Raw genomic sequence first — 25,377 nt, 5'->3', positions numbered from 1 at the left:
AAATAAATATTGATACTTTCAATCTAAAGTATGCAAGTAATTCTTAGACAATTAGGTGATTGTAATATTAGACGAGCTGAACCCAGCGATCTTATTTCTGTGATGGAAATAAATTTGAAAACACTTCCTGAACATTATTCTGATTATTTCTATGAAAGCCTACTTGCTGAACTTCCAGAGGCATTCATTGTTGCAGAAATTGGAGGAAAACATGTGGGATATATTATGTGTAAAACTGAATATGGTTTTTCCAATTTTAAAAAATTAGGTTTTGTTAAAAAAGGTCATGTGGTTTCCATTGCCGTTCTTAATGAATATCGAAAAAGAGGAATTGGAAATGCACTTGTAGAAGAATCCGTCAATGGTGTAAAATTACGAAAGTGTGATGAATTTTATTTAGAAGTTAGATGTAGTAATAATGAAGCTGTTAGACTCTATGAAAAACTAGGATTTGTAATTAGACAACAATTGAACGCGTATTATCGAGATGGTGAAGATGCATATCTTATGGCAATTGAATTAGATTAGTTCAAACCAATAAATAACTCTCAAAAAATTCTTCGCCATGGATAAGCGTAAAGGTATGGGTATTACAATTTTTGTACTTTGTATTGGTGGATTTTTTCTTTATGCATATTTGTTAATGCTCTCTGAATGGAGTCCAATTGTATTACAATTATCTGTTTTAATGATAGCTGGAGGAATTCTTGGAGTCATTGCATGGATTGGATATGTAATGGCAACAACCAAACCATCACCTGCATCAATTACTTCTGAAGATTAATTATTTGAAAATTTTAACGTCAACTACTGTTTGATAATATCTAGGACCTACTGCTCTAACAATTTTTGAATTTAGAATTTCAGATTTAACTGGTGTAACTTGAAGATAATGTTCTTCTGATAATATTCCAGCATCGGATTTTTTATCTGCGTGAATATGTGAGTAGTAATGTATTACTCCTTCACTTTTAGTTGTACTAATTGCAGATTCTAAAAATTCATCAGATCTTTCTGGTAACAACATCAGGGTTCTATCTGATTTATTCTCTAGTTGATCTTTTATGATATTTGTTGCATCTCCATTAATTGATATTATTTTTCCTGCTAGTTTGTTTAACTCTATATTTTTTTCACAGAGTTTTGAGGCAACTGGATTTATATCTAAACTATATACTGTGCATTTTTTCTTTTTTGCAGCCATTATAGAAAACATCCCAACTCCAGCAAACATGTTAGTCACAATTTCCCCTTCCTGAATCAAATTTGCAATTCTCTCTCTTTCTGTTGAAAGTCTGGGAGAAAAAAACGCTTTTTCTACATCAACAATAAATTTACATCCAAATTCTTTGTATTCCGTTTCGGTATTGTCTTCTCCTGCTATTATCTCTAGATTTCTAGTACGAAAATCTCCCTCAACATCTGATGCTTGATAATACACACTTCGGACAATTTTTACTTCATTTAGCAAAGTTTCTCCGATGATTTTCTTCTTAGATAATAGAGTATCTGGAATTCTTACAATAATTATATCTCCAATTTGATCAAATGCGGAGATTAAATCTTCACTTTCTTTTTCAGAAAGAACACTAGCAAGTGATTTTTTCAGCATTCGAGTCAATGCTTGTAATAGAAATTACCAGATGATTTTTGATCCTTGTCTAATCTACTCTCTAATTTGTTCACACGAGGTCTGAGGCTTCTTTCATCTCTTCTAAATGACATATCAAGCGATTTTAGAAATCTATTCATTGCTTCAGCCTTTCGCATTGGAGTAGTAGCTGTTCCTGCAACTCCTGACTCCCCCTCAAAAATTACTATAGAATCTGAAATCAAATCCATCAACTGTAAATCATGATCAATTATTATTGCTGATTTTCCAAAAGATCGTACAAATTTTTGAATAAATTTTGCAACAGCAATTCTATCTTCAACATCTAAAAATGCAGATGGTTCATCTAATGCATACAAATCTACTTTTTGTAATAAACATGATGCGACTGCAACTTTTTGTAATTCTCCTCCAGAAAGATTCTTGATAGATTTATTGTAAAGTTTTTTAATTTTTAATGGTTCAAGTATTTGCTCTTCCTCCATACTTCCTTCTACTGGGTTGCCATTTGCTTTATCTAATACTGATATTACTTCCACATCAATATCGTTTTGAAGATATTGTGGCTTGTATGCAATCTTGATTTTTTTATTAATACTTCCAGAGTCTGGATTTTCAACTCCTGCAATCATCTTCATCATAGTTGTTTTTCCAAGAGCATTGGCTCCCATTATGCCTAAAACTTCACCTTTTCTAACTTCTCCTGCTTCAATTGTTACTGAAAATGTTGGATATTTTTTTACTAATTTTGGATATGTGACTATTGTACTCCCTTCTTCAAAAATATCTGTAGTAGATGATGATACATCAAAAGAAAATTTCTTGTCTCTAAATCTTACATTCTCATTTGGTAAATAACCATCAAGAAATACATTGATTCCAATTTTTGTAGAGAGTATGGTTGAAACAATTCCATATGCTCCAGGTTCGCCGTATAGAACTTCGATATAGTCACTAAGAAAATCAAGCAATGTAAGATCATGTTCTACAACCATTACACTCTTTCCAATCTTTGCCAAATTCTGAATTACTCGAGCTACTCCCGTTCTTTGAAAAACATCATTGTATGATGATGGTTCATCAAAGAAATAAAATTCTGCATCTTTTGATGCAGCAGCAGCTACTGCAATTCTTTGTAATTCTCCACCACTTAATTCCTTTAAATTCTGTTCCATAGAATTTTGCAATCCTAATTCTTTGATTAATTCTCTTGAAACTCCTCTTTCATCATATTTATCAAGCAATTCTTTTCCTGTTCCATTAAATGCCTGTGCGATGTGATGAACCTGTTGTGGTTTTATTGATGCACGAATTTGTTTTTGCTCAATTTTTTCAAAATGCTGTTTTAATTCAGTTCCACTATAATGTTTTAAAATTTCATCCCACTCTGGGGGATTTTCATATCTACCAAGGTTAGGTTTTAAATTTCCTGATAGAATATTGACTACCGTACTTTTCCCCATACCGTTTCGTCCTAGCAGTCCTACCACTTCGCCTTTTTTTGGAGTGGGTAATTTGAATAATCTAAATGAATTTGCTCCATACTGATGAATTTTATCTGTAGCTAACTCACTTGCTAGATTTACAATAGTTATTGCATCAAAAGGACATACTTTGACACAAATTCCGCACCCATTACAGATGTCTTCATCTATCTTGGCCTTCTTTGATTCTTCATTGATGACAATACATTCTGCCCCTGATTTGTTTACTGGGCAGTATTTTATGCACTCTAAACCGCATTTTTGTGGTTGACATAGGTCTTGATCTAAAACGGCTACCCTGTGAGTCATGCTGTAATCCCGTATTTTCTTTGCTTTATACCTATTTTGAGCGTATTTGAAATCTGGCGTTAGGTTAATAGATGAGAATTCATCATTAATTTTCAAGCCGGCCATAGCGTTAGGGTGCGACCCAATCCCATTCCGAACTTGGAAGTCAAACCTGACGTCGCTGTTGTGCTACTAAAATGCGAGAGCCTTTGGGAAGCAACAGTGCTGGCATTTTCTACTTTACGCTCAATCTTTTAATATCCAATCACTTGGGTTGAAATGAATTCAATGCCTAATTGTAGTGTTTGTGGAGAATTATGTGATAATGACATTAGATTACTAAATCATATGATGGACAAACATGGTTGGAGAAATCCAAACGTTGGAACTCCTGATAGAAATAGTAGAGGATACTAATTTTATAATTTTTGTAAATAATCTAAAATTAATCTTACACCAAAGCCTGTTGCTCCTTTTGGATTGTATGATTTTTCTTTAGTAGCTGTTTGAGTCCATGCTACCCCTGCAATATCAAAGTGTATCCATGGTGTATCATTAATCGCATTTCGCAAAAATGCTGCGGCTGTAATAGTTCCTGCAGCTCTACCTATACCTACATTTTTCATATCTGCCACATCTGATTTTATCATATCCATATAATTTTGATTAAGTGGAAGTTCCCAAACTTCTTCACTTGTATTTTTTGAAGCCTCATTGATCTTATTTGTTAACTTTTCATTGTTTGATATTATAGCTGCCACATTAGTTCCTAATGCGACAATACATGCACCAGTAAGAGTTGCAAAATCAATTATTGCTTTTGGTGCATATTGTTTTTCTCCAAATGATAATGCATCAGATAAAATTAATCTGCCCTCTGCATCTGTATTTAGAATTTCGGCCGTTTTACCACCATACAATTTTATGATGTCTCCAGGTCTATAGGATTCCCCACCTGGCATATTTTCAACTGAAGGAATAATTCCTACAACATTAATTGGTAGTTTTAATTCTGAAACTGCCTTCATAATTCCTAATACTGTACATCCACCACATTTGTCAAATTTCATTTCATCCATTTTATCTCCTGGTTTTAATGAAATTCCACCTGTATCAAATGTCACAGCTTTTCCAACAATAACAATGGGTTTTTCATTTTTTCGTCCCTTATTGTGTTCTAAAACAATTAGTTTAGGTTCATTTTTACTTCCTTGTCCTACTGCAGAAATCCCACCAAATCCTTTCTTTTTTAATTCAAGTTTAGAAATAATATTGCATTTCATTTTATTTTTTTTGGAAATGATTTTTGCAAAATTTGCTAAAGTTGTTGGATTACATTCGTTAGGAGGTAAATTTGCTATACTTTTAGTAAAAATTGCACCATCTGCAACAATTTCAGAAATACTGATAGCCTTTGAAACGTTGTTAGATTTTGAAACAATGATTGTAAGATCTGGTGTTTTCTCTGTTTTTTCTGCTTTGAATTTATCAAATTTGTATAGTGCCATTTTAGAGCCTTCAACAATCTGCGAAATAGATGAAATTGGTTCACATACAAAACTAGGGGGAGAAATTATTGAAAATTCTTTCAACTTTAACTCTCGTGCTTTTTGTGCAATTTTACCTGAAACATGTCTGATGGTATCATTTGTCAAATCTTCTTTTTTTCCTAATCCTGCAAGAAGAATTCTGTTTGCATAATTGTCACTTGGCGTTGGAATCATGCTTAACTTTCCCAATTTTCCATCCATGTCTTTTAGAGATTGATTGATTGACGATGCTGTTTTTACATCAATTTTTGTTAATCCTAGGACTTTGTTTGAATTTTCTAAGACAAATCCACAAAGAAGTTCTGTTTTCTTTTTTATAGAACTTTCAGTTTTTATTTTCACTGTACTTGGTAGTTTTTGAAGCATTATTTAGATTTACTAAAAATCAATTTTTTTGCTATTGGTTAGTAAACTACTTGATCTAATGAAAACTGCTTTGACTGTTTTACAGTCTTGCTCACAAATATCATCGATTTTAATTGAAATCATTTTTTTTGTTTTTTTAGAAAAAAATGATTTTAATAATGGAAACAATGCTGCTCTTCCACCATATGCACTTTTTTTATCAATAAACCAAAACATATCCAAAGCAGACTCATCTAAAATCTCATCTCTAATCTTTTTTCCAAAATCTGAATAATGCCCTATGATTGTAATTTTGTCTCTAGCAAAAAATTTAACTACTTTTGCAAATTTCATACACAAGTAACATTGATTATCAAAAACTACTATTGGAACATATTCTTTAATTTCCATGTAATTAGATAATTCCGATCAAATTAAAATATTGCAGAAGTAGATTTTTATTCAATTTGCAAAGATAACGTTCGAGATGGGACTCAATTATTATCAAATAAAGAAAAATGTTCTGAGAGCCAGAAAATTGGTGATTAAAGGAACTAATGCTGCTGGTTCTGGACATCCTGGAGGTTCTTTTTCAATGGCAGAAATTATGGGATGTTTATTTAACAAATATTTGAAATTTGATCCTCAAAATCCTCAATGGGAAGACCGAGATCGTCTAGTTCTTTCAAAAGGTCATGCATCCCCTGGATTATTTTCAAACATGGCAGTTGCAGGCTATTTTCCTGAATCTGAACTTGAAACATTGAGAAAATTTGGCAGTAAATTACAGGGCCACCCTGATCTAAAATGCCCTGGTGTAGAATTCTGTGGTGGTTCATTAGGAACTGGATTATCTTACTCTATTGGAATTGCTCTTGCAGCAAAAATTGATTCTAAAAATCATCATGTATACACGATTATTGGTGATGGGGAATCTGATGAGGGTCAAGTTTGGGAAGCTGCAATGACTGCTGCAAAATATAAAGTTGATAATCTTACTGCTTTTCTTGATAGAAATTTCATTCAACAAGATTCTTACACTGAAAAAATAATGCCACTTGATGAAAAATTAGAGGGAGATGATTTTTCTGAAATGTGGAAAGATGCATCACGTTGGAAGACTGGTGATAAATGGAGATCTTTTGGTTGGAATGTGATTGAAATTGATGGTCATAGAGTTGAACAAATTAGTGCTGCAATACAAAAAGCAAATGCAACAAAAGGTGTACCTACAATGATTATTTCTAGAACAATAAAGGGCAAATCTGTTGAACATATGGAGGATAATCCCCAATGGCATGGTAAAGCTCCTGACTCTGATGTTGTTCCTATAATTAATTCTGAATTGGATTCACAATTCATGATTGCACCATCAATTATTGCAGGAGATATGACAAATTTAGAAAATGAAATTAAAAGATGTGTTTCAGGTAGAGCGGACTATATTCATCTTGATGTAATGGATGGAGAATTTGTGCCAACCAAAACTTTTGATCATAATAAAATCAAAGAATTAAGACCTCTTACTGTAATCCCATTTGATTCCCATTTGATGATTAACGAACCCGTAAAACATGTTCAGGATTACATTGATGCCGGTAGTGATATAATAACAGTGCATGCAGAAGTAACTGATGAATCCAGTTTTGGGGAAATTCATGATTTGCTAAAACAAAACCAAGTTGGAGTAGGATTTGCAATAAATCCTGACACTGAATTACCTGAATGGTCGCACAAATTCTTACCCTCACTTGATCAACTAATTGTAATGTCTGTTGTACCTGGAAAATCTGGACAGAAATACATTGAAGAAACACATTCAAAGATGGCTAGATTAAATTCCATCCTCAAAGAACACAATTTCTCAGGTTACATTGAGGCTGATGGCGGGGTAAATTTAGAAAATATTGGTTCAATTTTTGCTGATGGTGCTCGTGTATTTGTTGGGGGTGGTGCAATTATTGGACAACAAGATGTGCGAATGGCAATAAGGGATTTTAGATCAGAGATTCTAAAATCTAGAAGACGAATTTTACTTGATAAGGCAAATGAGTTGGGTGGTGTTGATTTAGTGAAAAAATGGATTGGTTTGCATATTGTAGGAGAAAAACAAGATCAAATCCAAAAAATTGCACAGGAGACAGGTTATCTTTGAATGATCCTATAATGACTGACATGCGTTCAGCATATTCAAAAGCACTTGTGCAGCTTGGAAAAGAAAATCCAAATGTTGTAGTTTTAGGTGCAGATACAACTGATTCTCTCAAAACATCTGATTTTGGAAAGGAATTTCCTGATAGATTTTTCAATGTTGGAATTGCTGAAGCAAACTTAGTTACAATTTCTGCAGGACTAGCAGCTTCTGGAAAGATTTCTTTTGCAAGTACATATGCTATTTTTTTACCCGGTAGGGCAGTTGATCAAATTCGAAATAATGTTGCATATCCATCACCACCTGGTAAAAAGGGACTAAATGTAAAATTAGTTTCATCGCATGGAGGTCTATCTGTTGGACCTGATGGGGGTTCCCATCAACAGATAGAAGATATTGCAATTATGAGAGTAATTCCAAATTTTAGAGTTTTAATCCCAGCTGATACTATTGCAGTTTCTAAATTGACTTTATTAATGGCAAAAGAATATGGTCCATTTTACATGAGGATGGCAAGATCTAAAACTCCATTGATTCATTCAGAATCACAAGATTTCCAAATTGGAAAAGGCATTACACTAAGAGATGGTTCTGATTGTACTATTGCAGCTTGTGGAATTACAGTACGTATGGCTTTAGAAGCAGCGGATTCATTACAACAGGAGGGTATTTCCTGTAGAGTTTTAGATATGTTTTCAATAAAACCAATTGATAATGAACTTTTGGAAAAATCTGCACGTGAAACAGGTTGTATTGTAACTACTGAAGAACATAATATTTTTGCAGGAATGGGTTCTGCAGTTGCAGAATCTGTTTCTGAATCATACCCAGTCCCAATAAAGAGAATTGGTGCCCAAGACATGTTTGGGGAATCTGCCCGCGATAATGAGGTCCCATTACTCTTGGAAAAACATGGAATAACATCTTTTAATATAGCAAAACAAGTCAAAGAAATTAGGAGCAAAAAATTATGAAAATTTTTCTTGACACTGCTAATCTAGAATCAATTAAGAAATTTAATGACATGGGTTTGCTAGATGGAATCACAACTAATCCTTCTTTAATGTCAAAGGAAGGCGGAAATCCAAAAGATGCAATGGAAGAAATTACTAAAATTATCAAAGGTGATGTAAGTCTAGAAGTTGTTAGTACTGATTATTCTGGAATGATTGAAGAAGGTAAACGACTTCGTGAATATGGAGACAATGTTGTAGTTAAAGTTCCCATGACTCCTGATGGACTCAAAGCTTGTAAAACACTTTCATCTGAAAAAATTCCTGTAAATGTTACATTAATTTTTTCTGCCAATCAGGCTTTATTGGCTGCAAAATCTGGTGCAAAATATGTCAGTCCATTTATTGGAAGATTAGATGATGTGGGTCAGAATGGTATGCATCTCATTAAAGAAATTAAAGAAATTTTTTCCAATTATAACTTTGAAACTCAAATCTTAGTTGCAAGTGTTCGACATCCAGTGCATGTGGTAGATGCTGCAAAAATTGGAGCAGATGTAGTTACTTTACCCCCAGCTGTACTTGATAAGATGTTGCAACACCCTTTAACAAAAATTGGCTTGGATAATTTTCTTGCAGATTGGGAAAAACTCAAAGCTGGAAACCCTGATATGAATATCTAAATAACTATATCAAAAAATATTAAAAATGAAAATTGAGGATTTTCTATCCTGAACCTTTGTTTGTACTCTTTCTTGAACTAGTTCCTCTACCTGTACTTCTAGTCATTCCTTCAGTAGAAGGCCTTGCTTTTGGTTCAGGCATATCGCCTAATTTTCTTGAACCTGTTCCTCTTCCGGTATGAACCATTCTGTTTGATGCTGCTTTCTTCCTAGCCTCTTGGATTTTTCTATATTGATCTCCTGACCATTTAGTAGGATCATCGTCAACTTCAATGGTTCCTGTGCCTCTACCGGTTCGTATTCTAATTTTCCCCATAATTTACTTTAAAATATCTCATATTTATCTAAGCTTCTTTTTTTAGATCTATGGTATTTTTAAAATGATTGATATTTTTAATCCATTTTAGACTAAGAACAAAGTAACTCTAAATGTAAAATTCTTTAATAATTTTTTTAGCTACTTATCCAGCCTAATTTTCTAAAATATGCAAACATCAGAATTGCTGGAATTGATGATGCTAGTATTATTATAATGAACGATGTAAATGGACCAAGAAACATCAAATCTTCTCCAATTCCACCTGGAAGGTTAACATTCATTCCATAAAATGTACCAATAACAGTTGCTGGGATTGCTAATGTGAAGATAATTGTTAATACTCCTAAAACTTTGTTTGTTTTTTCAGTACTTAAAACAAAGTCTGTATCTTTGTAAATTTCCATTGTTTCTCTTGATTCTTCTAATGTTTCAATCACCTTGTCTATGTGATCAATTACATCATCAAAATACAATGTAAGTTCTTCGAGTCCCTTATCTGAGTATCTGTCGATATTCTTTGCTATTTCTAATACAAATTTCTTTAATGGATTTGCAATTCTTCTCAATCGATTAATTTCCCTTCTTAATAATGAAATGCTTCTTGCAACAGATTTCCTTTCATCAAATACTCTATCTTCCATCTCATCTAGATTTGCAATAATTTTTCTAGATGTATGCAAAAGATCATCAACTAACACATCTATTATTTCATGTAGTAAATGCCCTGGAGATTTTCCTAATAGTCTTTTCTTTCTTTCTAGATCTAAATCATTAATACACAATTCCACCAATTCAACTAATGGGTTTAGATCTCCTTGATGTATAGTAATTAGAAAATCTTTACCGACAAAAATAGACAATTGACTATTTTTGGATATTCCTACTTTTTGTGAAAGTGGTGGAAAATGTAAAATTACAAAGAAATGATTATCATAACTGTCTAGTTTTGGAAGTTCAAATTTGGTTAGACAGTCTTCTAGATTAAGTGTATTAAGATTGTAATCTTTTGCAATTTGCTCCATGAGTCCTCTGTCTGGGTTTTGAAGATCCAGCCAAGTAAATTTTCCTCCTTGGATTTTCTCCATTTTACTTGTATTGGCATCTTCTTCTTGGGATCTCTTTCCTGTACGCAATTTTTTGGTGATGAATCCTTTTTTCAAGTTGAAAAATACCCTGATACAACAAATTTAAAGCGATCGGCTTTATTATGTTGAAAAGTTTGGATGCTTGAAAATTAGAAATGTTTTGAAATTGAGCCTACTTGAATGGAAGTAAATAGTTCATTCCAACCCATGTTAATCCAATTGCAATTGCCATTGCTACCCACCATAATCTCATATTACAAATTTTACCTAGTCAATAATAAATCTACAGTCTAATTACCAGCTAAAAGATTATTACAGGATAAACAAAGTTTCTTCCTTGTGGCCTTCGTAGTACAGTGGTTAGTATAGAGGATTGTGGATCCTCGGACAGGAGTTCGATTCCCCTCGAGGGCCCATCATACTTTTAGAATATTCCAAATTTACTAGATTCCATCTCTTCTTTGATGGCAATTTTGAATCTGGGTGATTTACTCTCTAGATTCTTTGTTAACCAAGTAAGGAACTTTTTTTCCATTCCTTTTCCTTTTAATCGTTCAAAATCAGATCCCATCATCTCTGCCAACTTTTGCACAAGTGATCTATTCACACTAAGTACAAAAAAATGCCATCCAAAGGCAAATTCTGAATCTGTCATGACAAAATCCTCCTCACCATGAACCATTTCTTCTAATAGTGATAATTGATGAGTCAGCGCTTTACTAGTTTTATCATAATCAACTGCAGAAACGTTGATGTTTATTTTACCTTCCAACACTTTGTTAATTTCAAAACAAAATAAAAGGATTACATGAATTATTCATTTAATAGATGTTCAAAATCAATATCAAAATTCATTTTCATTAATTTTATGTAAGTTTGAATAGATTCTGGAATTCCTTCACCACATGCAACTCCCAACTTTTTTGCGTTTATCCAAATCATCAAAGTTTGAATTATTGTCAAAAATCGATCATTTTGAATTTCAGGCGTACCAATAGATTTTGTGTATCGTTCAGCAAATTCCCACGCAGTAACAAAATCTACACACTTTACACCAAAAATTGATAATAATTGCTCTTGCAGATTTTGAGCTTTTCTAAATGGTGTTTTATTGATAATGTAAGGGAAATTTACTTCATTTGGAATGCAATCTGGAAGAGGTCCCCAAATTGTAATTATTTTCGTTTTTGGTTTAAGAAACTTAAATTTTTTCATCATGTTATTAATGATTCTCTCTTCTGTAAACCAAAATAAAATAACTGACGCTTCTGAAATGTCTGAATCTTCCACATTACTACAAATGAATTGTCCTAGAATATTTCTTGCTTTTATATTGTTTTTTGCTTTTTGAATTTTTTCAGAATTGTTATCTATCCCAACTGCTTTTTTAACTTTGAATTCATTAATTGCAATCTCAATTCCTTTTTCATCTCCACAACCTAAATGATAAAAAATATCATTTTCCCCTAAATCTACAAATTTGAAAATCTCTCTAAATGATTTCTCTGGAAGCTGAACATCTTCACCACTTAGTAAGTTTTCAGGAAGTGTTTTTAGATATTCTTCAATTTTCAATATTTAGTGTAATGTAAACGAGAATTTATTCTCTTATACTTTCTAACTTTGAAACTGCTTGCCATAATTGTGTTCTAACATATGATGGCATATTGGGATCTTGTGTAACATCATCTAGAAGACTAATCGTATTTGCAGCTCTTACTGATAATGAAAATTCTTCATTATTCAAGTCAGAAATTAAATCGGTAATTGATTTTTTGATTGTTTTTGGCGTTGAATTACTAGCAGCAATCTGATTCAGTGTTTCGATTGCTTCCTTCATAGATTCTTTGTTTTGAGCGTTATCAGCCATATTATTACATTTTATTAAAAATTAGAGGTATATAGTTACATCTCTACAAATACACTGTCTGATTCAACAACAACATTGTATGATGTTAAATCTCTTATTTTTGCTGGGAATTTTTCCAGTTTGCCCGTTTTACAATCAAACTGTGCTCCATGCCAGCCACAAGTTATAACACACCCATCTAATTTTCCTTCAGATAAACTTGAACCAGAATGAGTGCAAGAATCATCTGTAGCACAAAATTTCCCATCGATATTTGCAACTAGAATATCTCTTCCGTCAATGGTGACTTTGATCATTTTTCCAGGAGGAATATCTGATGTTTTTCCAGCTATAATTTTCCCCATTGCAGTTATTATTTGACTATTCTTAATATTTTTTCGTATACTGTGAAAAATGATGATTAGAATTGCAAAAAATAAAGATAAAATCCCAATTTTAAAATTTTGTAAAAATACTTTTTCTTGGGGTGACTATATTGAACATGTTTGGGATTTTTGGCTATCTGAAGATAATCTTTTTGTATTTGAAAAAAATTTCCCTGTGGGAATTTGTCATTCCTTTTACTGTAAGAATCAAGTCTGGATTGAAGGAATTCGTATAGATCCTAATTTCCGCAGACAAAAAATTGCCTCAAAGCTTGTGATGAATGCTGAATTAATTGGTAGAAAAAAGAATGCTTTTTTTTCGTATATGTTAATTGACACTCAAAATTCTTCGTCCTTAACAATGGCCTTGTCTTTAGACTATGAAATTTTTCAAACTTGGAATTATTATTTATTATCTCCAAAAATAAACCCCCACCATAAAATAGAATATGTGAAATCAATCAATCCCAACTTTTGTAATCATTATGTTAAATCATGGAGATGGCTTCCAATTGACGATTTCACTCTTTCTCAATTTTATGAGAACAAAAAAATTATCAAATCTACTGGTTTTGATAATGATTCAACTGCAATCCTTACTGATTCAGAACATTTTGATAAAACTTTGATCGTAACATTATTTCCAGGCTCAGAAAACTCTGTTTTAGAAATTATTTCATTTTTACAAAATCATGGAATTGAAAAAAAATATGAACGAATACAAATTCTAACAAAAAATATTTTGCCAAAATTTGATTCATTGGAGCATAAACTTTCATTTAATTTGATGAAAAAATCTTTGATTAATCGGACTTGATAAATTTTATTGTGTTGGTTAGAGTGCCGAGGCCTTCTATCTCCATTTCTACTTTATCACCATCTTTTAAAAATACGGCATTTGGCTTGTTTAGCATTACTCCTGCTGGTGTTCCTGTGGAAATTATATCTCCTTTTTCTAAAGTCATTACATTTGAGATTTTTGAAATAATTTCTGGAATTTTAATAAACATTTTACTTGTAGAAGAACTCTGTCTTGTCTCCCCGTTAATTTTTGTAGTTAACTTTAGATTTTGCGCATCTGGGATTTCATCAGATGTTGTAATCCATGGGCCACATGGTGCAAACGAATCAAAACTTTTCCCCCTTGTGAATTGTTTATCTTTGAATTGAATATCTCTTGCAGATACATCATTGAAAATCATATATCCAAAAATTGCATTTGATGCATCTTTTATGCTGATATTTTTGCAGTTTTTTCCAATTATCAAAGCTAATTCTATTTCATAGTCTAGTTGCTTTACAAAATCTGGGCATACGATATCTGATTCTGTACTGTTTAATGCAGTTCTTGGTTTAATTACAATTGCAGGATCTTCTGGTGCTTCTAATCCTTGTTCCTTTGCATGATCTACATAGTTGAATGCCAAACAGATTATTTTATTTGGATTTGGAATTGGAGATAATATTTTAAATTTTGAAATATTTTCTGCATATGGTAAATCTTTAATTTTATTTTTAATTTCGTCATACCAACCATCAAAAAGAAAATCTTTCACATTTTGTGGTATTGGAACACCTGTTAGGTATGTAATTTCATCTTTTGTTGATACTTTATCACCGTTTACAAAACCATATGTTTCATTATTCTCATAAGCTAACCGTACTATTTTCATAATTCATCACTTGTGTGTGAAAATTGCTTGATTTTGTGAATCTTTTCTACAATATCCAAATCTAACAAATTGAATTTCTTCACCTTCTTTTAATTGTAGATAATATGGTTCTGTAAAGACATCCCTTTCCTCCAAACTTTCTTCATTAAATTCATCTTCAATGAATAATGCCTTTGGGATGATCATTTTAATTTCGTGTGCAGTTTTTTGTGGAACCCATTGAATTTTTGTAATTTCTTTTGCATCTCCATCGTTTACTAACTCTCCTTCAAATTCAGTATCAATTTTTTTGATTAGAATGTTGCCTAATCCTAACAGTCTTACTCTGGTTCCTTCTTTGAAATTTTTAGCATCTTCTCCAGAAATATAGAAATTTTCATCAATCTCAATTTTCCTTTTTCCTTTATCTTTAATTGGATGGTTTGGAATTTCTACTGATGACATTGATAAATTTTTGACTACTAATTTCTTTGCATCACTTACCATGAATAGTCTAATGCTTTCTGCATCTACGAATTTTCGATTGAATGCTTCGAGGGAATCAAATGGTGCAAGAGTGTTTGCTTTTGTTAATCCTAATGACATGATAAATTTTTTAATGGCTTCTGGTTTTATTCCTCTTCTTCTTAGTGCCTCAAGAGTTGGTAATCTTGGATCATCATACCATGAAACCTTGCCTTCTTCAATTAGTGGCTTGATGATTCTTTTTGAAATAGGCATACCTTTGAATTCCAATCTTGAGAAAAAGCCTTGTTGTGGTTTACGCATTTTTAGAGCATCTAAAATCTCGTCTATCAATTCTTTTCTTAGTTCAAATTCTTTTGAACGAAATGCATGGGTAACTCCATCTATACTGTCTTCAATTGCTACTGCCATGTCATAGCTAGGCCAAATTCTAAATTTTTCACCTAGTGTGTAATGCTTTTCATCTATAATTCTAAATAATACTGGATCTCTCATAACTGCATTATCTGCTTTCATATCTCCACGAAATCTAACTATGGCTTCACCTGCTTTGAATTTCAAATTCATTTTTTCCCAATTTTTATTATTTTTATCGATATCACTCATACTACATTTGCATGATTTCCTTTCTCTTCTATTCTTACTGATGTCTTCTCTTTTACAAGTACAGATGTAGGCCTTTCCTAAATTTATTAATTCCAAACCTTTCTCATAAAATATCTCCATATCATCTGATGTATTTTTTACCAAATCAAATTCAATACCCAACCATTCAAGTCCAACTTTGATAGCTGCATGATATTCCATTCGCTCTGCTTCAGGATTAGTATCGTCCATTCTAAGAATAAATTTTCCACCATACATCTTTGCATATTCTGAATTAATTATTGCAGCTTTTGCATGTCCAATGTGCGGGTATCCATTTGGTTCTGGTGGGAATCGTGTGATGACTTTGCCTTGAACCGCATCTTTTAATTCTGGCAATCCTTCTCTTTCTTCAATTTTTTCTTTTGGTGCTAAAAGTTCTGGAAAATTTTCGTTTATTTCTTTTTCTTGTTCTTCAGATGATAATTGATTAATCGAATTGACAATTTCAGAAATATCTTTTGTAATTTCTTTTACTTTGGTTCGATATTCTGGTTTTGTTCCAAGAATTTTTCCCAAAATTATTTTATTTTGAGTTTTTCCTCCATGTTCATATGCATTTTGAAGTGATAGTTTTCTAACTTCTTTTCTTAATTCGTCATCCATGTCAGTTTTCCTTTTTGCAGTTACACACTTCTTTTAACTACAAAATCCAATAATGATATTAACTCCACTTTAGCAGGTCCTGAGTATTTTGATAGAGATTTTTCAGCTTTATCTGCATATTTTAGAGCCTGTTTTCTTACATTTTCTTCGATATTTAGCGAACGAATTACTTGTACAGCTTTGTTTAGATCATTTTTTGAAATTTTTGAATTTCCAAATGCCTTTAAAATTATTTCTTTATCATTCCCTTTTGCTGATTTTATTGCCATCAAAATCGGAAGTGATTTTTTACCTTCTCTAAGATCATTCCCAACAGGTTTTTTTGTAATCTTTGGATCACCCATCACTCCGATTAGATCATCTGTTATTTGAAATGCTATTCCTAAATTTCTTCCAAATGATGATAAATTTGATATGTCATTAGCTTTGTTTGTTGCACATATTGCTCCCATTGCACATGATACATCAAACAACGCTGCTGTTTTTTTGCTGACCATTGTAATATAATCTGCTTGTGTTGGAATTCTTCCTTCTTCTGCCATTTTAACATCAAGTAATTGGCCCTCACAAACATCTACGCATCCTTTAGCAAGTCTGGAAACTAACTGCGTTATGGCAGCAGGTGATAATTTAGAATCTGTAATTACTTGAAATGCTTTTGAAAATAAAACATCTCCTGCCAAAATTGCTATGGGCATTCCAAATTTTTTGTGTACTGTAGGAACCCCATGACGCATCTCATCATTATCCATGATATCATCATGTACTAAGGTAAAATTATGAACCATTTCTACTGCACTTGCAGCTGGCATGGCATTGGAACTCTTTCCTCCTAAAATTTGACAACTTCTAATTACCATGTATGGTCTAAGTCTTTTCCCTCCGTTTACAATTAGATGTCCTGCTGCATCATAGAGTTTCTTTGGATTTCCTTTTAGCTTTGATTTAAGATACTTGTTTACAGTGTTTGCATTTTTTTCAATTTGTTTAGTTTTTTTCATTTACTAATCTCCATTTTTCTTTTGGTAAATGAGCCTTGATTGCTTTTTGCAATCCTTCGTGGATTTCATTATTCAACCATGTTGATAAAACATTTGAATATTTTTCAAGCATTGATTGTTCTGATTTTTCAAGTAATTCTAATGCAATAAGCATCCATGGACAATAGTTTTGGGGATTTGAATTTAGTTCTGAGATTAACTCTTTTGCTGAAATCCACTTTATCTCATCTATTTCTCCATCAATCTCTTTTAACTCTGTAGATTTGTCAATTACCCCAACCAATGTTCCACAAATTTCATTTTCAGAGCCTACATCTTTGTATGGAACATGATACTCAAATTTATGAAGATAGTCTAGCTTTCCAGTAATTCCTAATTCTTCAGGCATTCTTCTTTCTCCAGATGAAACATATGTCTCTGATTCTCTTGGATGGCTTGCAAATGTTCCATCCCAATCATTTGGCCAAAGCATTTTTTCTTTTGCTCGTCTTGTAAGAACAAGCCTTCCATTTTTATCAAACAATAGTGCAGTAAATGCTCTGTGAAGTTTTCCATCTGGCAAATGACACTTTATTTTTTCTTCTGTACCAATTGGGTTGTCATTTTCATCAACTAAAATTACTAATTCTTCAGGCATTTCATTTACTCCTAAACAATGTACCTTCAAATTTCCTATTTTTAACCGCTTTTACAATCCTTTCAGGTTTGTTTCCGTTTACAAAGAACACATTTACTCCCATTTTTGAAATTTTTGTTGCTTCCTCTACTTTTCTAGTCATACCGCCAGTTACATCCATCTTGTTTTCAGAAATTAAAGGAAGTTCACTCTTTAACTCATAAATTAATTTTTTAGATTTTAGATCTGAGTATAATCCATCTTCATTTAATGCAAAAATACAAAGTTTGGGTTTTAATATTTTTGCTATGTGAGTCATAATCTTGTCTCCTGATAAAATGTAAGTTTTATTCTGTCCATACCATAGAGCATCTCCATATGTAACTGGAATTAATTTTGACTTGGAAATTTTTTCAATCTCTTTGATTTTTTTAATTATTGGTTTATTGCCTGACATGAAATCTGTTGGTGGTAAACAATATGGATTTAGATTATTTTCTAACATTGAATCTAAAATTATCTTGTTTAATTCAATCATTGAATTTTTAACAATTGCAACACCTTTTGGGTCGTATTTTCTTTCTTTGGTATGCATATCGTATTTTACAGACCAATAATGCCCATAAGATCCACCACCATGAACAATAATTATTGGTTCGTTGATTTTCTTTAAACTCTTTGTAAGATTATTGATTGTTTTTCTTCTAGGCGATAGTGGTTTTTCTTTATTTGTTATGATGGAACCTCCTAATTTTATTAGAATCATGATGTTCGAAATTATTTAGTCAATTAAAAAGTATCCAGTCCTCTAAAATCAATTTTAACTGAAAAGCAATCATAATCCTTTTCATTGAATTGATTGATGGTTTTCTCTAAATTTGCTTCATCTGTTATGGCAAAAATACATCCTCCTCCACCTGCACCAGTAATTTTTGCCCCAAAAGATCCTTTTTTGCCAATTTTGATCATGTCTCTTAATTTGTCGTTTGACACTCCTATTTTTTCAAGATATTCTTGATTTTGAATCACTCTATTTCCAATTTCTTCAATGTTGTTTTCCTTTATTTCTTCCAAAACCTCATCTACTAATTTTGACTCATTTTTACATAATGCGGCAAACTCTGTCTCATTTTTTTCTTTGAATTCTTTTACTTTTGCAACTACTGATTCTGTTGAATGCTCAATGCTTGAATTTGCAATTACTAAATGGAAATTAGGTTGTGATTTTATTGTAGTGAACCCATTTTCTTTATCATATTCCATTATTCCTCCATATGTACAAACAGTACAATCAGCTCCTGATGTATTTTGAAAAATTGTTTTTTCAGCTTCTATTGCAAGTTTTAGAATTTCATCTTTGGTTGTATTTGAAAATAATCTGGAAATTGCAGCAGCTCCTGCAACACAGCAAGCAGATGATGAGCCTAAACCTACTCCTAGTGGAATGTCTGATTCAACTATGATTTCAATTCCTGTATCTTGATTTTTTATTATTTTATTTGCTAAAAAATAAAATGGTTTTAGTGGAGAATTAACTTCTGAAATTGAAATATTTTTTTCTAGTTCTAGTTTACCAATATTTGATCTTATCCTGATTTTTCTCTCTTTAGTTTTTTCTGCAGTGACTGTAATTCTTTTGTCAATTGCACATAGAATAGCTTTGACTCCGTATACAACAAAATGTTCTCCAAAAAGAATTACTTTTCCTGGTGCAGAAGCTTTAGATTTCACGTGGATTCTAAATTTTGATTGACTTATTCGATTTCCTCTTCGGTAATCTTTGTTTCAAAATCATCAATTTCATATTTCATTGATTCGTCTTCTTTTAATTCCCCTCTTTCAATTAGTATTTGACGTACAAGTAACCAGTAAACTGTAGCAAGAGCTTTTCTTCCTCTGTTATTTGCAGGAATAATTACATCTAGATTTGATGTAATGTTATCTGTATTTGCAATTCCTATGATTGGAATTCCAGCATTGGTTGCTTCAATAATTGCTTGTTCATCAACTTGAGGATCTGAAATTAATACTAATTTTGGTTCAATGTAATATGGTAATGATGGATTTGTTAATGTTCCAGGCATAAATCTTCCAAGAAGTTTCTTTGAATTTAACATCTCACAGAATTTCTCAATTGGAGTTTCTGCATATTGTCTACCTGAACATACTATGAGATTATCTGCTCCAAGTCTATTGATGAATTTAGCTGCTGTCTTAATTTTCTCTAATGTGATGTCTAAATCAAGCATGTACAGTCCCTCAGGACTGGCTTTGGTGATGAATGATTTCATGAATTTTGTCTTTACTTGAGTTCCTACTCTGATTCCAGTAGCTAGAATCTTCTTTTTAATGTCAGTTGTTTCGGCTTGTTGGCTCATGACGATTTTAAATCTCTACCATACCGCGTATTAAATCATGCTCTGAGAGGCGTAATAATTCATTTAATTTTGCCACTCTTTCTCCTCCAACTACTCCTACTTTGAGCATTTTTGACTTTGTAGCAAGACCGATGTGTGAAATTTGCGAATCTGTAGATTCGCCAGATCTATGTGATGTGATTAGTTTGATATTATTTTGATTTGCAACCCTTGCAAATTCAAATGCATCATAAAGGCTACCTGCTTGGTTGACTTTGAGGATTGCAGCATTGCATGATTTTAAATCAATTGCTTTTGTCAGGATGTCTTTATTTGTCACTGTTAAATCATCTCCTGTGACTAACGTGTCTGGGAATTTTGATGTCAATTCTGACATATCTTCAAATGCTTCTTCATGTACTGCATCTTCTGCATAAATTAATTTGAATTTTTCAATAATGCCTGCTGCAAAATCTATCTGTTCTCCACATGAATTTTCAAATCCTGCCCTGTCATAAACATATTTTTCTTTTTCTTCATTCCATTGAGTAGATGATGCAAAATCTACTCCTAATGACACTTCTTTTCCCAATGTAAATCCTAAATTTTCACAGGCTTTTGCAGAAACTTCTAGTGCTTTTATATTTTCTAGCTTTGGTGCCCATCCACCTTCGTCTCCCCTACCATTTGTAAAATGAGGATCTTCTTTCTCTAAAACACTACGTAATTCTTTGTGAACTAACAAATTTGTTTCAATTGCATCTTCAATTGTTTTTGAACCTGTAGCACAAATAAGGATCTCTTGAATGTCTGGAGTTCCAGGACCTGCATGTGCTCCGCCACCTAGAATATTTCCTATCGGAAATGGGAATTTGAATGATGATTCTGATGATAATGTTTGAAATAATTCCTGACCTAAAGATTTTGATGCTGATTCCATTGATGCAATTGTTACTGCAAAAGCTAATGCTCCACCTATGTTTGCATAATTAGTAGAACCATCCAAACTTTTCAGAGTATTGTGGATTTCTTTAAGATCTGAGGATTCCAACCCAATGAATTTTTGAGAATTTTCTTTTAGAATTTTTAGGCTTTCTTCAGGCCTCCCATTAGGAAAACTAACTGCTTCATATTTCCCTACACTTGCTCCTGAAGGAGCACAAACTCTACCTAGAAACTTTCCTTCAGATTCTACATCTACTTCGATAGTTTTTGTACCTCTGCTGTTGTATAGAATACGTCCTTCAATTGAGGATATTTTGGCCAAGTTATTCTAACTCAGATTGAACTTCTTGTTTTCTTCTCTGAATTGCTTCATAAAACGGAATTACTTGCTGAATTGTTTCTACAGTTGTCAAAAGCATTCTTCTGCAACAATATCTTTCAATTCCTAAAGAATCCAGTGTTTTAACTGGATCTTCTCCAGCTTTAATTTTATTTTGATAATCCTCAAACTTGTCTGCAACTAAATTTCCACAAGTAAAACATCTAACAGGTATTAACATACGAACGAAAAAGTAATCAAGGATTATAAAAACCATGCAAGGAAGTTCCTTTGCGGGCGTCGCCCAGCCTGGCCAAAGGCGCTAGCTTGAGGGGCTAGTCTCTCAGGAGTTCGTGGGTTCAAATCCCATCGCCCGCACTAGAATTTTAAAAATTATTTTTCTAGTTTTTGTAAAGTTTTAATTAATTCGCTACGTCGTTTCTCTTCTGTAATTGCTGATCTAACATCATCTACTAGAATTCTATTAACGTCTATTTTTCTTCTAGCTTCTTTGACTACTTTGTCATATAATGAAAAAGTGTACAAATTCAGGTACAAATTCTCCATTACATCAAAAATTCTGGTAGCATCATCTATTTCCCCAATTCGAATTTTATCAAATACCATCCTTTTTAGTTCTCCAACACAGTCAAGTAATCCTAAGACATATGATTCTGGCATTACTGATAATTTCTTATCTGAAGGAATCTCTTTTTTTTCAACAATCGCAATAAGACATGCTGCCTCTACAAATTCTTGCTCTGGTGTGATTAGATATCTTTCAAGTCCACCCGTTGCTTTTTTCTTGTACTTTTTTAAGAGAATATCTGCATGTCTTAGATTATTTTTTCCTGTCTCAAGTTCTCCTTTATGCACAGCGATAATTGATTTACTACAGAGAATAATAATCTCTCTTGTATTTTTTAATAAGAATTCTCTTGAATCTTGAACTACTCCTAAAGATTTTGAAATTTTATTTAATGATGTTTTGACATTCTTTAACGTCATGATAAAAATATCTTGAAACTAGGATAAAGCCGTTTGCTAAACTCTTATTTTAGATATGATTTTCATTAATTGTATGGAAATTACTGTGGATCAAATGTATCAAATTGAAAATAAAGGTCATGATATGGGATTTTTAAAAAAATTCATGATGGAAAATGCTGGTGCTGCATCGGTACGAAGATTAGTTGACAAGCTTGGTAATGTGGAATCTAAAAATATTTTGATTTTTGTAGGGTTGGGAAATAATGGTGGTGATGGTTTGGTGATGGCAAGACACTTGGCTGGATATGGTGCTAAAGTAACTGTGATGCTTCTTGGTACTCCTAAGAAAATCAAAACTCAAGAGAGTAACTGGAATTGGTCAATATTAAAAAAAATGCCATCTGTGCAATTAATTACAGGTGATTCTTTGAATTTTGATTTCAAACCAGATGTGATAGTAGATGGAATTTTGGGGACTGGTATTTCAGGAGAAATTAGAGAACCATATGCATCTGCAATAAATTATATCAATGAAACTGACTGTTACAAATTTGCAGTTGATGTCCCATCTGGATTAGATCCTCAAACAGGTGAAACTGCAAACATTTGTACAAAATGTAACATGACAGTTACATTTCATAAAATGAAACAAGGGATTCCAAAGAGAAAAGATTTGACTGGTGAATTGTTTGCAGAAAAAATTGGGATTCCTCCAGAAGCTGAAGAGGGTATCTTATGAAAGTACATCAAATTCAAGTTGGAAATATGCAAAATTTCACTTACATTGTTGAAGATGAAGATACAAGTGAGGCGATAATCATTGATCCGTCTTGGGAACTAATGGAGTTAGAAATGATCATAAAAAAAAATAATCTAAAAATAAAATACATTGTAAACACTCATCATCATTTTGATCATACTTTGGGAAATGAAGCGATATCTGAATCAACTAAAGCTCCAATAATTCAACATGAATATTCTGAATTAAAGCATGACATTACTGTAAAAGATGGCGATTTTGTAGAATTTGGAAATTCAAAATTAAAAGTACTTCACACACCTGGCCATTCTAAAGATAGTATTTGTCTTGTTGGTGACGGCAAAATTTTTTCAGGTGATACGTTATTTGTTGGGAATTGTGGTAGAATTGATTTACCGGGTGGCAGTGCAAAGGATCTATATCATAGTCTGTTTGATGTTTTGTATTCATTAGATGATAATTTGGTAATATATTCTGGTCATAATTACGGTCCTTCTGAAGTATCTACTCTTGGACAAGAAAAGATTACAAATCATGTGATGCAAAAAAGAACAGAACAACAATTTGTCGAAATGATGGGATAGTGATTTCTTGGAAAATTTTGAACTGCACGGGAATATAGATCAAGCCAATAATTTCATTGACACTATGAAATCAGGCAGATTCCTTTTTTCATTTGTTATGTCTTATACTGAAACTTGTGAAATTCCAGGAATTACTTTTGCAGGTTCCGATATGAACTCTATTCAATTCACTCCACCAGCTGATGCTGAATATCTTCATTATGGTTATTGTAAAACGATAGATAAAATCCCAATGACTCCTGATGGAAAACCTACTCCTGGATTACTTACAAAAACTGCCTTAGAATCTTCTAGTATTCCACATTTGACAATTAATGCTGGAAGTAAGGTTTTACCACAATTACCATTTATTGAATCTGGCTTAACCTTTGGAAAAAATATTTCCATAAATGATGCAATGACTGATTCTCAAGTATCTCATGCTGTTGATTATGGGAGAATAGTTGGAAGGAGTTTGGCATCGCTTTCAGATTGTCTTGTGATTGGTGAGAGTATACCAGGTGGAACTACAACTGCAATGGCAGTATTAAGAGGATTAGGTTTTGATGCTAAAGTAAGCTCCAGCATACCAAATAATCCTGTAGATTTGAAAAATCAAATTGTCAATTCTGCACTTGAAAGGATAGATTCTGATCATCCTTATAGTATTGTGGCAAAAGTAGGTGATCCAATGATTCCTTTTGTTGCTGGAATGTTAAGCTCTGCATCTGATGTTTCAAAGGTTATGCTTGCAGGTGGAACTCAGATGTTGGCAGTTTTGGCATTTGCATCAAAAATTGGATTCAGTGAAGAAAGTACTGTAATTGGGACCACATCATACATTACAAATGATGAAAGTGCAAATTTTACCAGTCTAGTTGAAAAAATTGCAAACATTCCTGCAATTTCTGTTAATCCTGGTTTAGAAAATTCTAGGTATTCTGGTCTAAAGGCATTTTCAGAAGGCTTTGCAAAAGAAGGTGTTGGAGCTGGTGGGAGTATAATCTCATCCATGATTAAAACCGGAAATGATTCTGCAAAGTATTTGGATTTGGCAGAAAAAGAATATCATCGATTATTTACTTCACTGTAACTGATTTTGCCAAATTTCTAGGATAATCCGGATCTGTATCTTTTTCGAGTGCTGCATAATATGATAATAGCTGAATTGGAATTATCTCTGAAATTGGATACATTGATTCTTCTACTTTGGAAATCTCTATCCAATAATCATATACGTCACTTTCTACATCTGAAATTCCAATAATTTTTGCTCCTCTAGCTTTAATTTCCCTTGCGCTAGTTAGAGTATCTGAATATGTTGAATCATTGGGATTGATGATTAAGACAAACACACTTTCATCCATCAATGCAAGTGGTCCATGTTTTAATTCCCCTCCAGGAATTCCTTCTGCATGAATGTACGTAAGCTCTTTTAATTTCAAGGCTGCTTCTTTGGCAATTGGATAATGTACTCCTCTTCCCAGAACATAGATGTCTGAAATATTTTTTAATTTTTGTGCTACTATCTGAATTCTAATGGGTTTATCCAATGTTTTTGAAACTGATTCAGAAATCTTGTTAAAATCAATCTTTATTTCATTATTACTTAGTTTCTCTACTATTTTGTAAATTATTACAAGTTGTGATGTGAAACTCTTTGTTGCTGCAACTCCTATTTCTGGTCCACAATTCATCCCAATAACTACATCTGATTCTCTAGCAAGCGAT

General features: G+C 32.6%; 31 protein-coding genes, 2 tRNA genes and 1 rRNA gene. 13 read left to right on the top strand and 21 right to left on the bottom strand.

From position 1 onward, the window contains the following. The first annotated feature begins 30 nt into the window (after positions 1 to 30). The gene (gene rimI, locus ACW9W3_RS01430) at positions 31 to 528 is read left to right on the top strand and encodes a ribosomal protein S18-alanine N-acetyltransferase (protein ID WP_457764391.1); all 498 of its coding nucleotides are present in this window, start codon (positions 31 to 33) and stop codon (positions 526 to 528) included. Positions 529 to 565: 37 nt separating this feature from the next. After that, positions 566 to 784, top strand: coding sequence for a transcriptional regulator (locus tag ACW9W3_RS01425; protein ID WP_457764390.1), 219 nt, complete (start codon positions 566 to 568; stop codon positions 782 to 784). On the opposite strand, the gene ACW9W3_RS01420 is transcribed toward ACW9W3_RS01425, so the two are convergent. Beyond that, complete coding sequence (locus tag ACW9W3_RS01420) at positions 785 to 1,612, bottom strand: class I SAM-dependent methyltransferase (RefSeq protein WP_457764424.1); 828 nt, start codon at positions 1,610 to 1,612, stop codon at positions 785 to 787. Between the two features lie 5 nt (positions 1,613 to 1,617). Continuing rightward, positions 1,618 to 3,405: a ribosome biogenesis/translation initiation ATPase RLI gene (locus ACW9W3_RS01415; protein ID WP_457764389.1), complete on the bottom strand. Its 1,788-nt coding sequence runs from the start codon at positions 3,403 to 3,405 to the stop codon at positions 1,618 to 1,620. Between the two features lie 93 nt (positions 3,406 to 3,498). Between ACW9W3_RS01415 and rrf the strand changes: the two genes are divergently transcribed. Together rrf and ACW9W3_RS01405 are read left to right on the top strand one after the other, a co-directional pair. Further along, positions 3,499 to 3,618 (top strand): 5S ribosomal RNA (gene rrf, locus ACW9W3_RS01410). Positions 3,619 to 3,672: 54 nt separating this feature from the next. Further along, positions 3,673 to 3,801, top strand: a complete 129-nt coding sequence (locus ACW9W3_RS01405) for a hypothetical protein (protein WP_457764388.1) — start codon at positions 3,673 to 3,675, stop codon at positions 3,799 to 3,801. 2 nt (positions 3,802 to 3,803) lie between these two features. Here the strand turns inward: ACW9W3_RS01405 and ACW9W3_RS01400 are convergent, their stop codons facing one another. Both ACW9W3_RS01400 and ACW9W3_RS01395 read right to left on the bottom strand, forming a co-directional pair. After that, the gene (locus tag ACW9W3_RS01400; protein ID WP_457764387.1) at positions 3,804 to 5,300 is read right to left on the bottom strand and encodes a leucyl aminopeptidase; all 1,497 of its coding nucleotides are present in this window, start codon (positions 5,298 to 5,300) and stop codon (positions 3,804 to 3,806) included. A gap of 12 nt (positions 5,301 to 5,312) precedes the next feature. Continuing rightward, complete coding sequence (locus ACW9W3_RS01395) at positions 5,313 to 5,690, bottom strand: hypothetical protein (protein ID WP_457764386.1); 378 nt, start codon at positions 5,688 to 5,690, stop codon at positions 5,313 to 5,315. Positions 5,691 to 5,766: 76 nt separating this feature from the next. Here ACW9W3_RS01395 and ACW9W3_RS01390 point away from each other — a divergent pair, with 76 nt between their 5' ends. Genes ACW9W3_RS01390 through fsa form a run of 3 tightly spaced genes read left to right on the top strand, consistent with a single transcriptional unit; the run spans position 5,767 to position 9,067 of the window. Beyond that, positions 5,767 to 7,434 (top strand): ribulose-phosphate 3-epimerase, encoded by a 1,668-nt coding sequence (locus tag ACW9W3_RS01390; protein WP_457764385.1) that lies wholly within the window; start codon positions 5,767 to 5,769, stop codon positions 7,432 to 7,434. Further along, a complete protein-coding gene (locus ACW9W3_RS01385; protein ID WP_457764384.1) occupies positions 7,431 to 8,405 on the top strand; it encodes a transketolase family protein in 975 nt (324 codons plus the stop codon). Before ACW9W3_RS01390 ends, ACW9W3_RS01385 begins: the two co-directional genes overlap by 4 nt. Beyond that, complete coding sequence (gene fsa / locus ACW9W3_RS01380) at positions 8,402 to 9,067, top strand: fructose-6-phosphate aldolase (RefSeq protein WP_457764383.1); 666 nt, start codon at positions 8,402 to 8,404, stop codon at positions 9,065 to 9,067. Before ACW9W3_RS01385 ends, fsa begins: the two co-directional genes overlap by 4 nt. A 43-nt stretch (positions 9,068 to 9,110) precedes the next feature. Here fsa and ACW9W3_RS01375 read toward each other — a convergent pair whose 3' ends face one another. After that, complete coding sequence (locus ACW9W3_RS01375; RefSeq protein WP_457764382.1) at positions 9,111 to 9,383, bottom strand: hypothetical protein; 273 nt, start codon at positions 9,381 to 9,383, stop codon at positions 9,111 to 9,113. Positions 9,384 to 9,520: 137 nt separating this feature from the next. After that, entirely contained in the window at positions 9,521 to 10,546 is a 1,026-nt protein-coding gene (locus ACW9W3_RS01370) for a magnesium transporter CorA family protein (RefSeq protein WP_457764381.1), read from the bottom strand. Positions 10,547 to 10,813: 267 nt separating this feature from the next. Between ACW9W3_RS01370 and ACW9W3_RS01365 the strand changes: the two genes are divergently transcribed. Next, positions 10,814 to 10,885, top strand: a tRNA-His gene (locus ACW9W3_RS01365). Between the two features lie 10 nt (positions 10,886 to 10,895). Here the strand turns inward: ACW9W3_RS01365 and ACW9W3_RS01360 are convergent. The 4 genes from ACW9W3_RS01360 to ACW9W3_RS01345 are packed head-to-tail and all read right to left on the bottom strand — an operon-like array spanning position 10,896 to position 12,685. Further along, positions 10,896 to 11,243: a hypothetical protein gene (locus ACW9W3_RS01360; RefSeq protein ID WP_457764380.1), complete on the bottom strand. Its 348-nt coding sequence runs from the start codon at positions 11,241 to 11,243 to the stop codon at positions 10,896 to 10,898. A 41-nt stretch (positions 11,244 to 11,284) separates the two neighbouring features. Next, entirely contained in the window at positions 11,285 to 12,046 is a 762-nt protein-coding gene (locus ACW9W3_RS01355) for an SAM-dependent methyltransferase (RefSeq protein ID WP_457764379.1), read from the bottom strand. Positions 12,047 to 12,071: 25 nt separating this feature from the next. Continuing rightward, positions 12,072 to 12,341: a UPF0147 family protein gene (locus ACW9W3_RS01350; protein ID WP_457764378.1), complete on the bottom strand. Its 270-nt coding sequence runs from the start codon at positions 12,339 to 12,341 to the stop codon at positions 12,072 to 12,074. Positions 12,342 to 12,376: 35 nt separating this feature from the next. Beyond that, positions 12,377 to 12,685, bottom strand: coding sequence for a Rieske (2Fe-2S) protein (locus ACW9W3_RS01345; RefSeq protein ID WP_457764377.1), 309 nt, complete (start codon positions 12,683 to 12,685; stop codon positions 12,377 to 12,379). 52 nt (positions 12,686 to 12,737) lie between these two features. Here ACW9W3_RS01345 and ACW9W3_RS01340 point away from each other — a divergent pair, with 52 nt between their 5' ends. After that, a complete protein-coding gene (locus ACW9W3_RS01340; protein WP_457764423.1) occupies positions 12,738 to 13,523 on the top strand; it encodes a GNAT family N-acetyltransferase in 786 nt (261 codons plus the stop codon). Here the strand turns inward: ACW9W3_RS01340 and ACW9W3_RS01335 are convergent. From ACW9W3_RS01335 to ACW9W3_RS01295, 9 genes are read right to left on the bottom strand one after another with little or no spacing between them, the layout of a single operon-like run. Then, positions 13,510 to 14,379 (bottom strand): fumarylacetoacetate hydrolase family protein, encoded by an 870-nt coding sequence (locus tag ACW9W3_RS01335; protein ID WP_457764376.1) that lies wholly within the window; start codon positions 14,377 to 14,379, stop codon positions 13,510 to 13,512. The two genes, ACW9W3_RS01340 and ACW9W3_RS01335, sit on opposite strands and share 14 nt — an antisense overlap. A 6-nt stretch (positions 14,380 to 14,385) precedes the next feature. After that, entirely contained in the window at positions 14,386 to 16,095 is a 1,710-nt protein-coding gene (gltX, locus tag ACW9W3_RS01330; protein ID WP_457764375.1) for a glutamate--tRNA ligase, read from the bottom strand. A gap of 20 nt (positions 16,096 to 16,115) precedes the next feature. Further along, positions 16,116 to 17,096 carry a polyprenyl synthetase family protein gene (locus ACW9W3_RS01325; RefSeq protein ID WP_457764374.1) on the bottom strand — a complete coding sequence of 327 codons (981 nt, stop codon included), beginning with the start codon at positions 17,094 to 17,096 and terminating at the stop codon, positions 16,116 to 16,118. After that, positions 17,083 to 17,733, bottom strand: coding sequence for an isopentenyl-diphosphate Delta-isomerase (gene idi / locus ACW9W3_RS01320; protein ID WP_457764373.1), 651 nt, complete (start codon positions 17,731 to 17,733; stop codon positions 17,083 to 17,085). The genes ACW9W3_RS01325 and idi overlap by 14 nt, the downstream gene beginning before the upstream one ends. Before the next feature lies 1 nt (position 17,734). Beyond that, the gene (locus ACW9W3_RS01315) at positions 17,735 to 18,478 is read right to left on the bottom strand and encodes an isopentenyl phosphate kinase (RefSeq protein ID WP_457764372.1); all 744 of its coding nucleotides are present in this window, start codon (positions 18,476 to 18,478) and stop codon (positions 17,735 to 17,737) included. Positions 18,479 to 18,501: 23 nt separating this feature from the next. Next, on the bottom strand, positions 18,502 to 19,443 hold the full coding sequence (mvk, locus tag ACW9W3_RS01310; RefSeq protein WP_457764371.1) for a mevalonate kinase: 942 nt from the start codon (positions 19,441 to 19,443) through the stop codon (positions 18,502 to 18,504). Positions 19,444 to 19,466: 23 nt separating this feature from the next. After that, positions 19,467 to 20,090 carry a 30S ribosomal protein S2 gene (gene rpsB, locus ACW9W3_RS01305; RefSeq protein ID WP_457764370.1) on the bottom strand — a complete coding sequence of 208 codons (624 nt, stop codon included), beginning with the start codon at positions 20,088 to 20,090 and terminating at the stop codon, positions 19,467 to 19,469. 7 nt (positions 20,091 to 20,097) lie between these two features. Further along, positions 20,098 to 21,336, bottom strand: coding sequence for a phosphopyruvate hydratase (gene eno / locus ACW9W3_RS01300; protein ID WP_457764369.1), 1,239 nt, complete (start codon positions 21,334 to 21,336; stop codon positions 20,098 to 20,100). 1 nt (position 21,337) lies between these two features. Continuing rightward, positions 21,338 to 21,574 (bottom strand): DNA-directed RNA polymerase subunit N, encoded by a 237-nt coding sequence (locus tag ACW9W3_RS01295; RefSeq protein ID WP_179372099.1) that lies wholly within the window; start codon positions 21,572 to 21,574, stop codon positions 21,338 to 21,340. 52 nt (positions 21,575 to 21,626) lie between these two features. On the opposite strand from ACW9W3_RS01295, the gene ACW9W3_RS01290 reads away from it, so the two are divergent. After that, positions 21,627 to 21,711: transfer RNA gene (locus tag ACW9W3_RS01290), tRNA-Leu, on the top strand. Positions 21,712 to 21,726: 15 nt separating this feature from the next. On the opposite strand, the gene ACW9W3_RS01285 is transcribed toward ACW9W3_RS01290, so the two are convergent. Further along, positions 21,727 to 22,341 (bottom strand): RNA-binding protein, encoded by a 615-nt coding sequence (locus ACW9W3_RS01285; RefSeq protein WP_457764368.1) that lies wholly within the window; start codon positions 22,339 to 22,341, stop codon positions 21,727 to 21,729. Positions 22,342 to 22,414: 73 nt separating this feature from the next. Here ACW9W3_RS01285 and ACW9W3_RS01280 point away from each other — a divergent pair, with 73 nt between their 5' ends. The 3 genes from ACW9W3_RS01280 to cobT are packed head-to-tail and all read left to right on the top strand — an operon-like array spanning position 22,415 to position 24,739. Further along, the gene (locus ACW9W3_RS01280) at positions 22,415 to 23,062 is read left to right on the top strand and encodes an NAD(P)H-hydrate epimerase (protein WP_457764367.1); all 648 of its coding nucleotides are present in this window, start codon (positions 22,415 to 22,417) and stop codon (positions 23,060 to 23,062) included. Next, entirely contained in the window at positions 23,059 to 23,667 is a 609-nt protein-coding gene (locus ACW9W3_RS01275; RefSeq protein WP_457764366.1) for a hydroxyacylglutathione hydrolase family protein, read from the top strand. Before ACW9W3_RS01280 ends, ACW9W3_RS01275 begins: the two co-directional genes overlap by 4 nt. Before the next feature lie 7 nt (positions 23,668 to 23,674). After that, on the top strand, positions 23,675 to 24,739 hold the full coding sequence (cobT, locus tag ACW9W3_RS01270) for a nicotinate mononucleotide-dependent phosphoribosyltransferase CobT (RefSeq protein ID WP_457764365.1): 1,065 nt from the start codon (positions 23,675 to 23,677) through the stop codon (positions 24,737 to 24,739). On the opposite strand, the gene ACW9W3_RS01265 is transcribed toward cobT, so the two are convergent. Beyond that, positions 24,726 to 25,377, bottom strand: a 652-nt coding sequence (locus ACW9W3_RS01265; RefSeq protein WP_457764364.1) for an SIS domain-containing protein, incomplete at its 5' end; no start/stop codon positions are given. The genes cobT and ACW9W3_RS01265 overlap by 14 nt on opposite strands.

Source organism: Candidatus Nitrosopumilus sp. bin_68KS (assembly GCF_054095825.1).
This window is presented reverse-complemented; position numbering and strand designations above follow the sequence as displayed.

Bases quoted from the DNA above. Each gene is read 5' to 3' on its own strand.
- ACW9W3_RS01280 (WP_457764367.1), top strand. From the start codon at position 22,415: ATGGAAATTACTGTGGATCAAATGTATCAAATTGAAAATAAAGGTCAT.
- ACW9W3_RS01275 (WP_457764366.1), top strand. From the start codon at position 23,059: ATGAAAGTACATCAAATTCAAGTTGGAAATATGCAAAATTTCACTTAC.
- ACW9W3_RS01315 (WP_457764372.1), bottom strand. From the start codon at position 18,478: ATGATTCTAATAAAATTAGGAGGTTCCATCATAACAAATAAAGAAAAA.
- ACW9W3_RS01350 (WP_457764378.1), bottom strand. From the start codon at position 12,341: ATGGCTGATAACGCTCAAAACAAAGAATCTATGAAGGAAGCAATCGAA.
- ACW9W3_RS01325 (WP_457764374.1), bottom strand. From the start codon at position 17,096: ATGAAAAAAACTAAACAAATTGAAAAAAATGCAAACACTGTAAACAAG.
- ACW9W3_RS01345 (WP_457764377.1), bottom strand. From the start codon at position 12,685: ATGGGGAAAATTATAGCTGGAAAAACATCAGATATTCCTCCTGGAAAA.
- rpsB (WP_457764370.1), bottom strand. From the start codon at position 20,090: ATGAGCCAACAAGCCGAAACAACTGACATTAAAAAGAAGATTCTAGCT.
- ACW9W3_RS01285 (WP_457764368.1), bottom strand. From the start codon at position 22,341: ATGACGTTAAAGAATGTCAAAACATCATTAAATAAAATTTCAAAATCT.
- gltX (WP_457764375.1), bottom strand. From the start codon at position 16,095: ATGGATGACGAATTAAGAAAAGAAGTTAGAAAACTATCACTTCAAAAT.
- ACW9W3_RS01415 (WP_457764389.1), bottom strand. From the start codon at position 3,405: ATGACTCACAGGGTAGCCGTTTTAGATCAAGACCTATGTCAACCACAA.
- ACW9W3_RS01335 (WP_457764376.1), bottom strand. From the start codon at position 14,379: ATGAAAATAGTACGGTTAGCTTATGAGAATAATGAAACATATGGTTTT.
- ACW9W3_RS01400 (WP_457764387.1), bottom strand. From the start codon at position 5,300: ATGCTTCAAAAACTACCAAGTACAGTGAAAATAAAAACTGAAAGTTCT.
- ACW9W3_RS01405 (WP_457764388.1), top strand. From the start codon at position 3,673: ATGCCTAATTGTAGTGTTTGTGGAGAATTATGTGATAATGACATTAGA.
- rimI (WP_457764391.1), top strand. From the start codon at position 31: ATGCAAGTAATTCTTAGACAATTAGGTGATTGTAATATTAGACGAGCT.
- ACW9W3_RS01340 (WP_457764423.1), top strand. From the start codon at position 12,738: ATGATTAGAATTGCAAAAAATAAAGATAAAATCCCAATTTTAAAATTT.
- idi (WP_457764373.1), bottom strand. From the start codon at position 17,733: ATGCCTGAAGAATTAGTAATTTTAGTTGATGAAAATGACAACCCAATT.
- ACW9W3_RS01395 (WP_457764386.1), bottom strand. From the start codon at position 5,690: ATGGAAATTAAAGAATATGTTCCAATAGTAGTTTTTGATAATCAATGT.
- ACW9W3_RS01425 (WP_457764390.1), top strand. From the start codon at position 566: ATGGATAAGCGTAAAGGTATGGGTATTACAATTTTTGTACTTTGTATT.
- fsa (WP_457764383.1), top strand. From the start codon at position 8,402: ATGAAAATTTTTCTTGACACTGCTAATCTAGAATCAATTAAGAAATTT.
- ACW9W3_RS01375 (WP_457764382.1), bottom strand. From the start codon at position 9,383: ATGGGGAAAATTAGAATACGAACCGGTAGAGGCACAGGAACCATTGAA.
- ACW9W3_RS01420 (WP_457764424.1), bottom strand. From the start codon at position 1,612: ATGCTGAAAAAATCACTTGCTAGTGTTCTTTCTGAAAAAGAAAGTGAA.
- ACW9W3_RS01295 (WP_179372099.1), bottom strand. From the start codon at position 21,574: ATGTTAATACCTGTTAGATGTTTTACTTGTGGAAATTTAGTTGCAGAC.
- ACW9W3_RS01390 (WP_457764385.1), top strand. From the start codon at position 5,767: ATGGGACTCAATTATTATCAAATAAAGAAAAATGTTCTGAGAGCCAGA.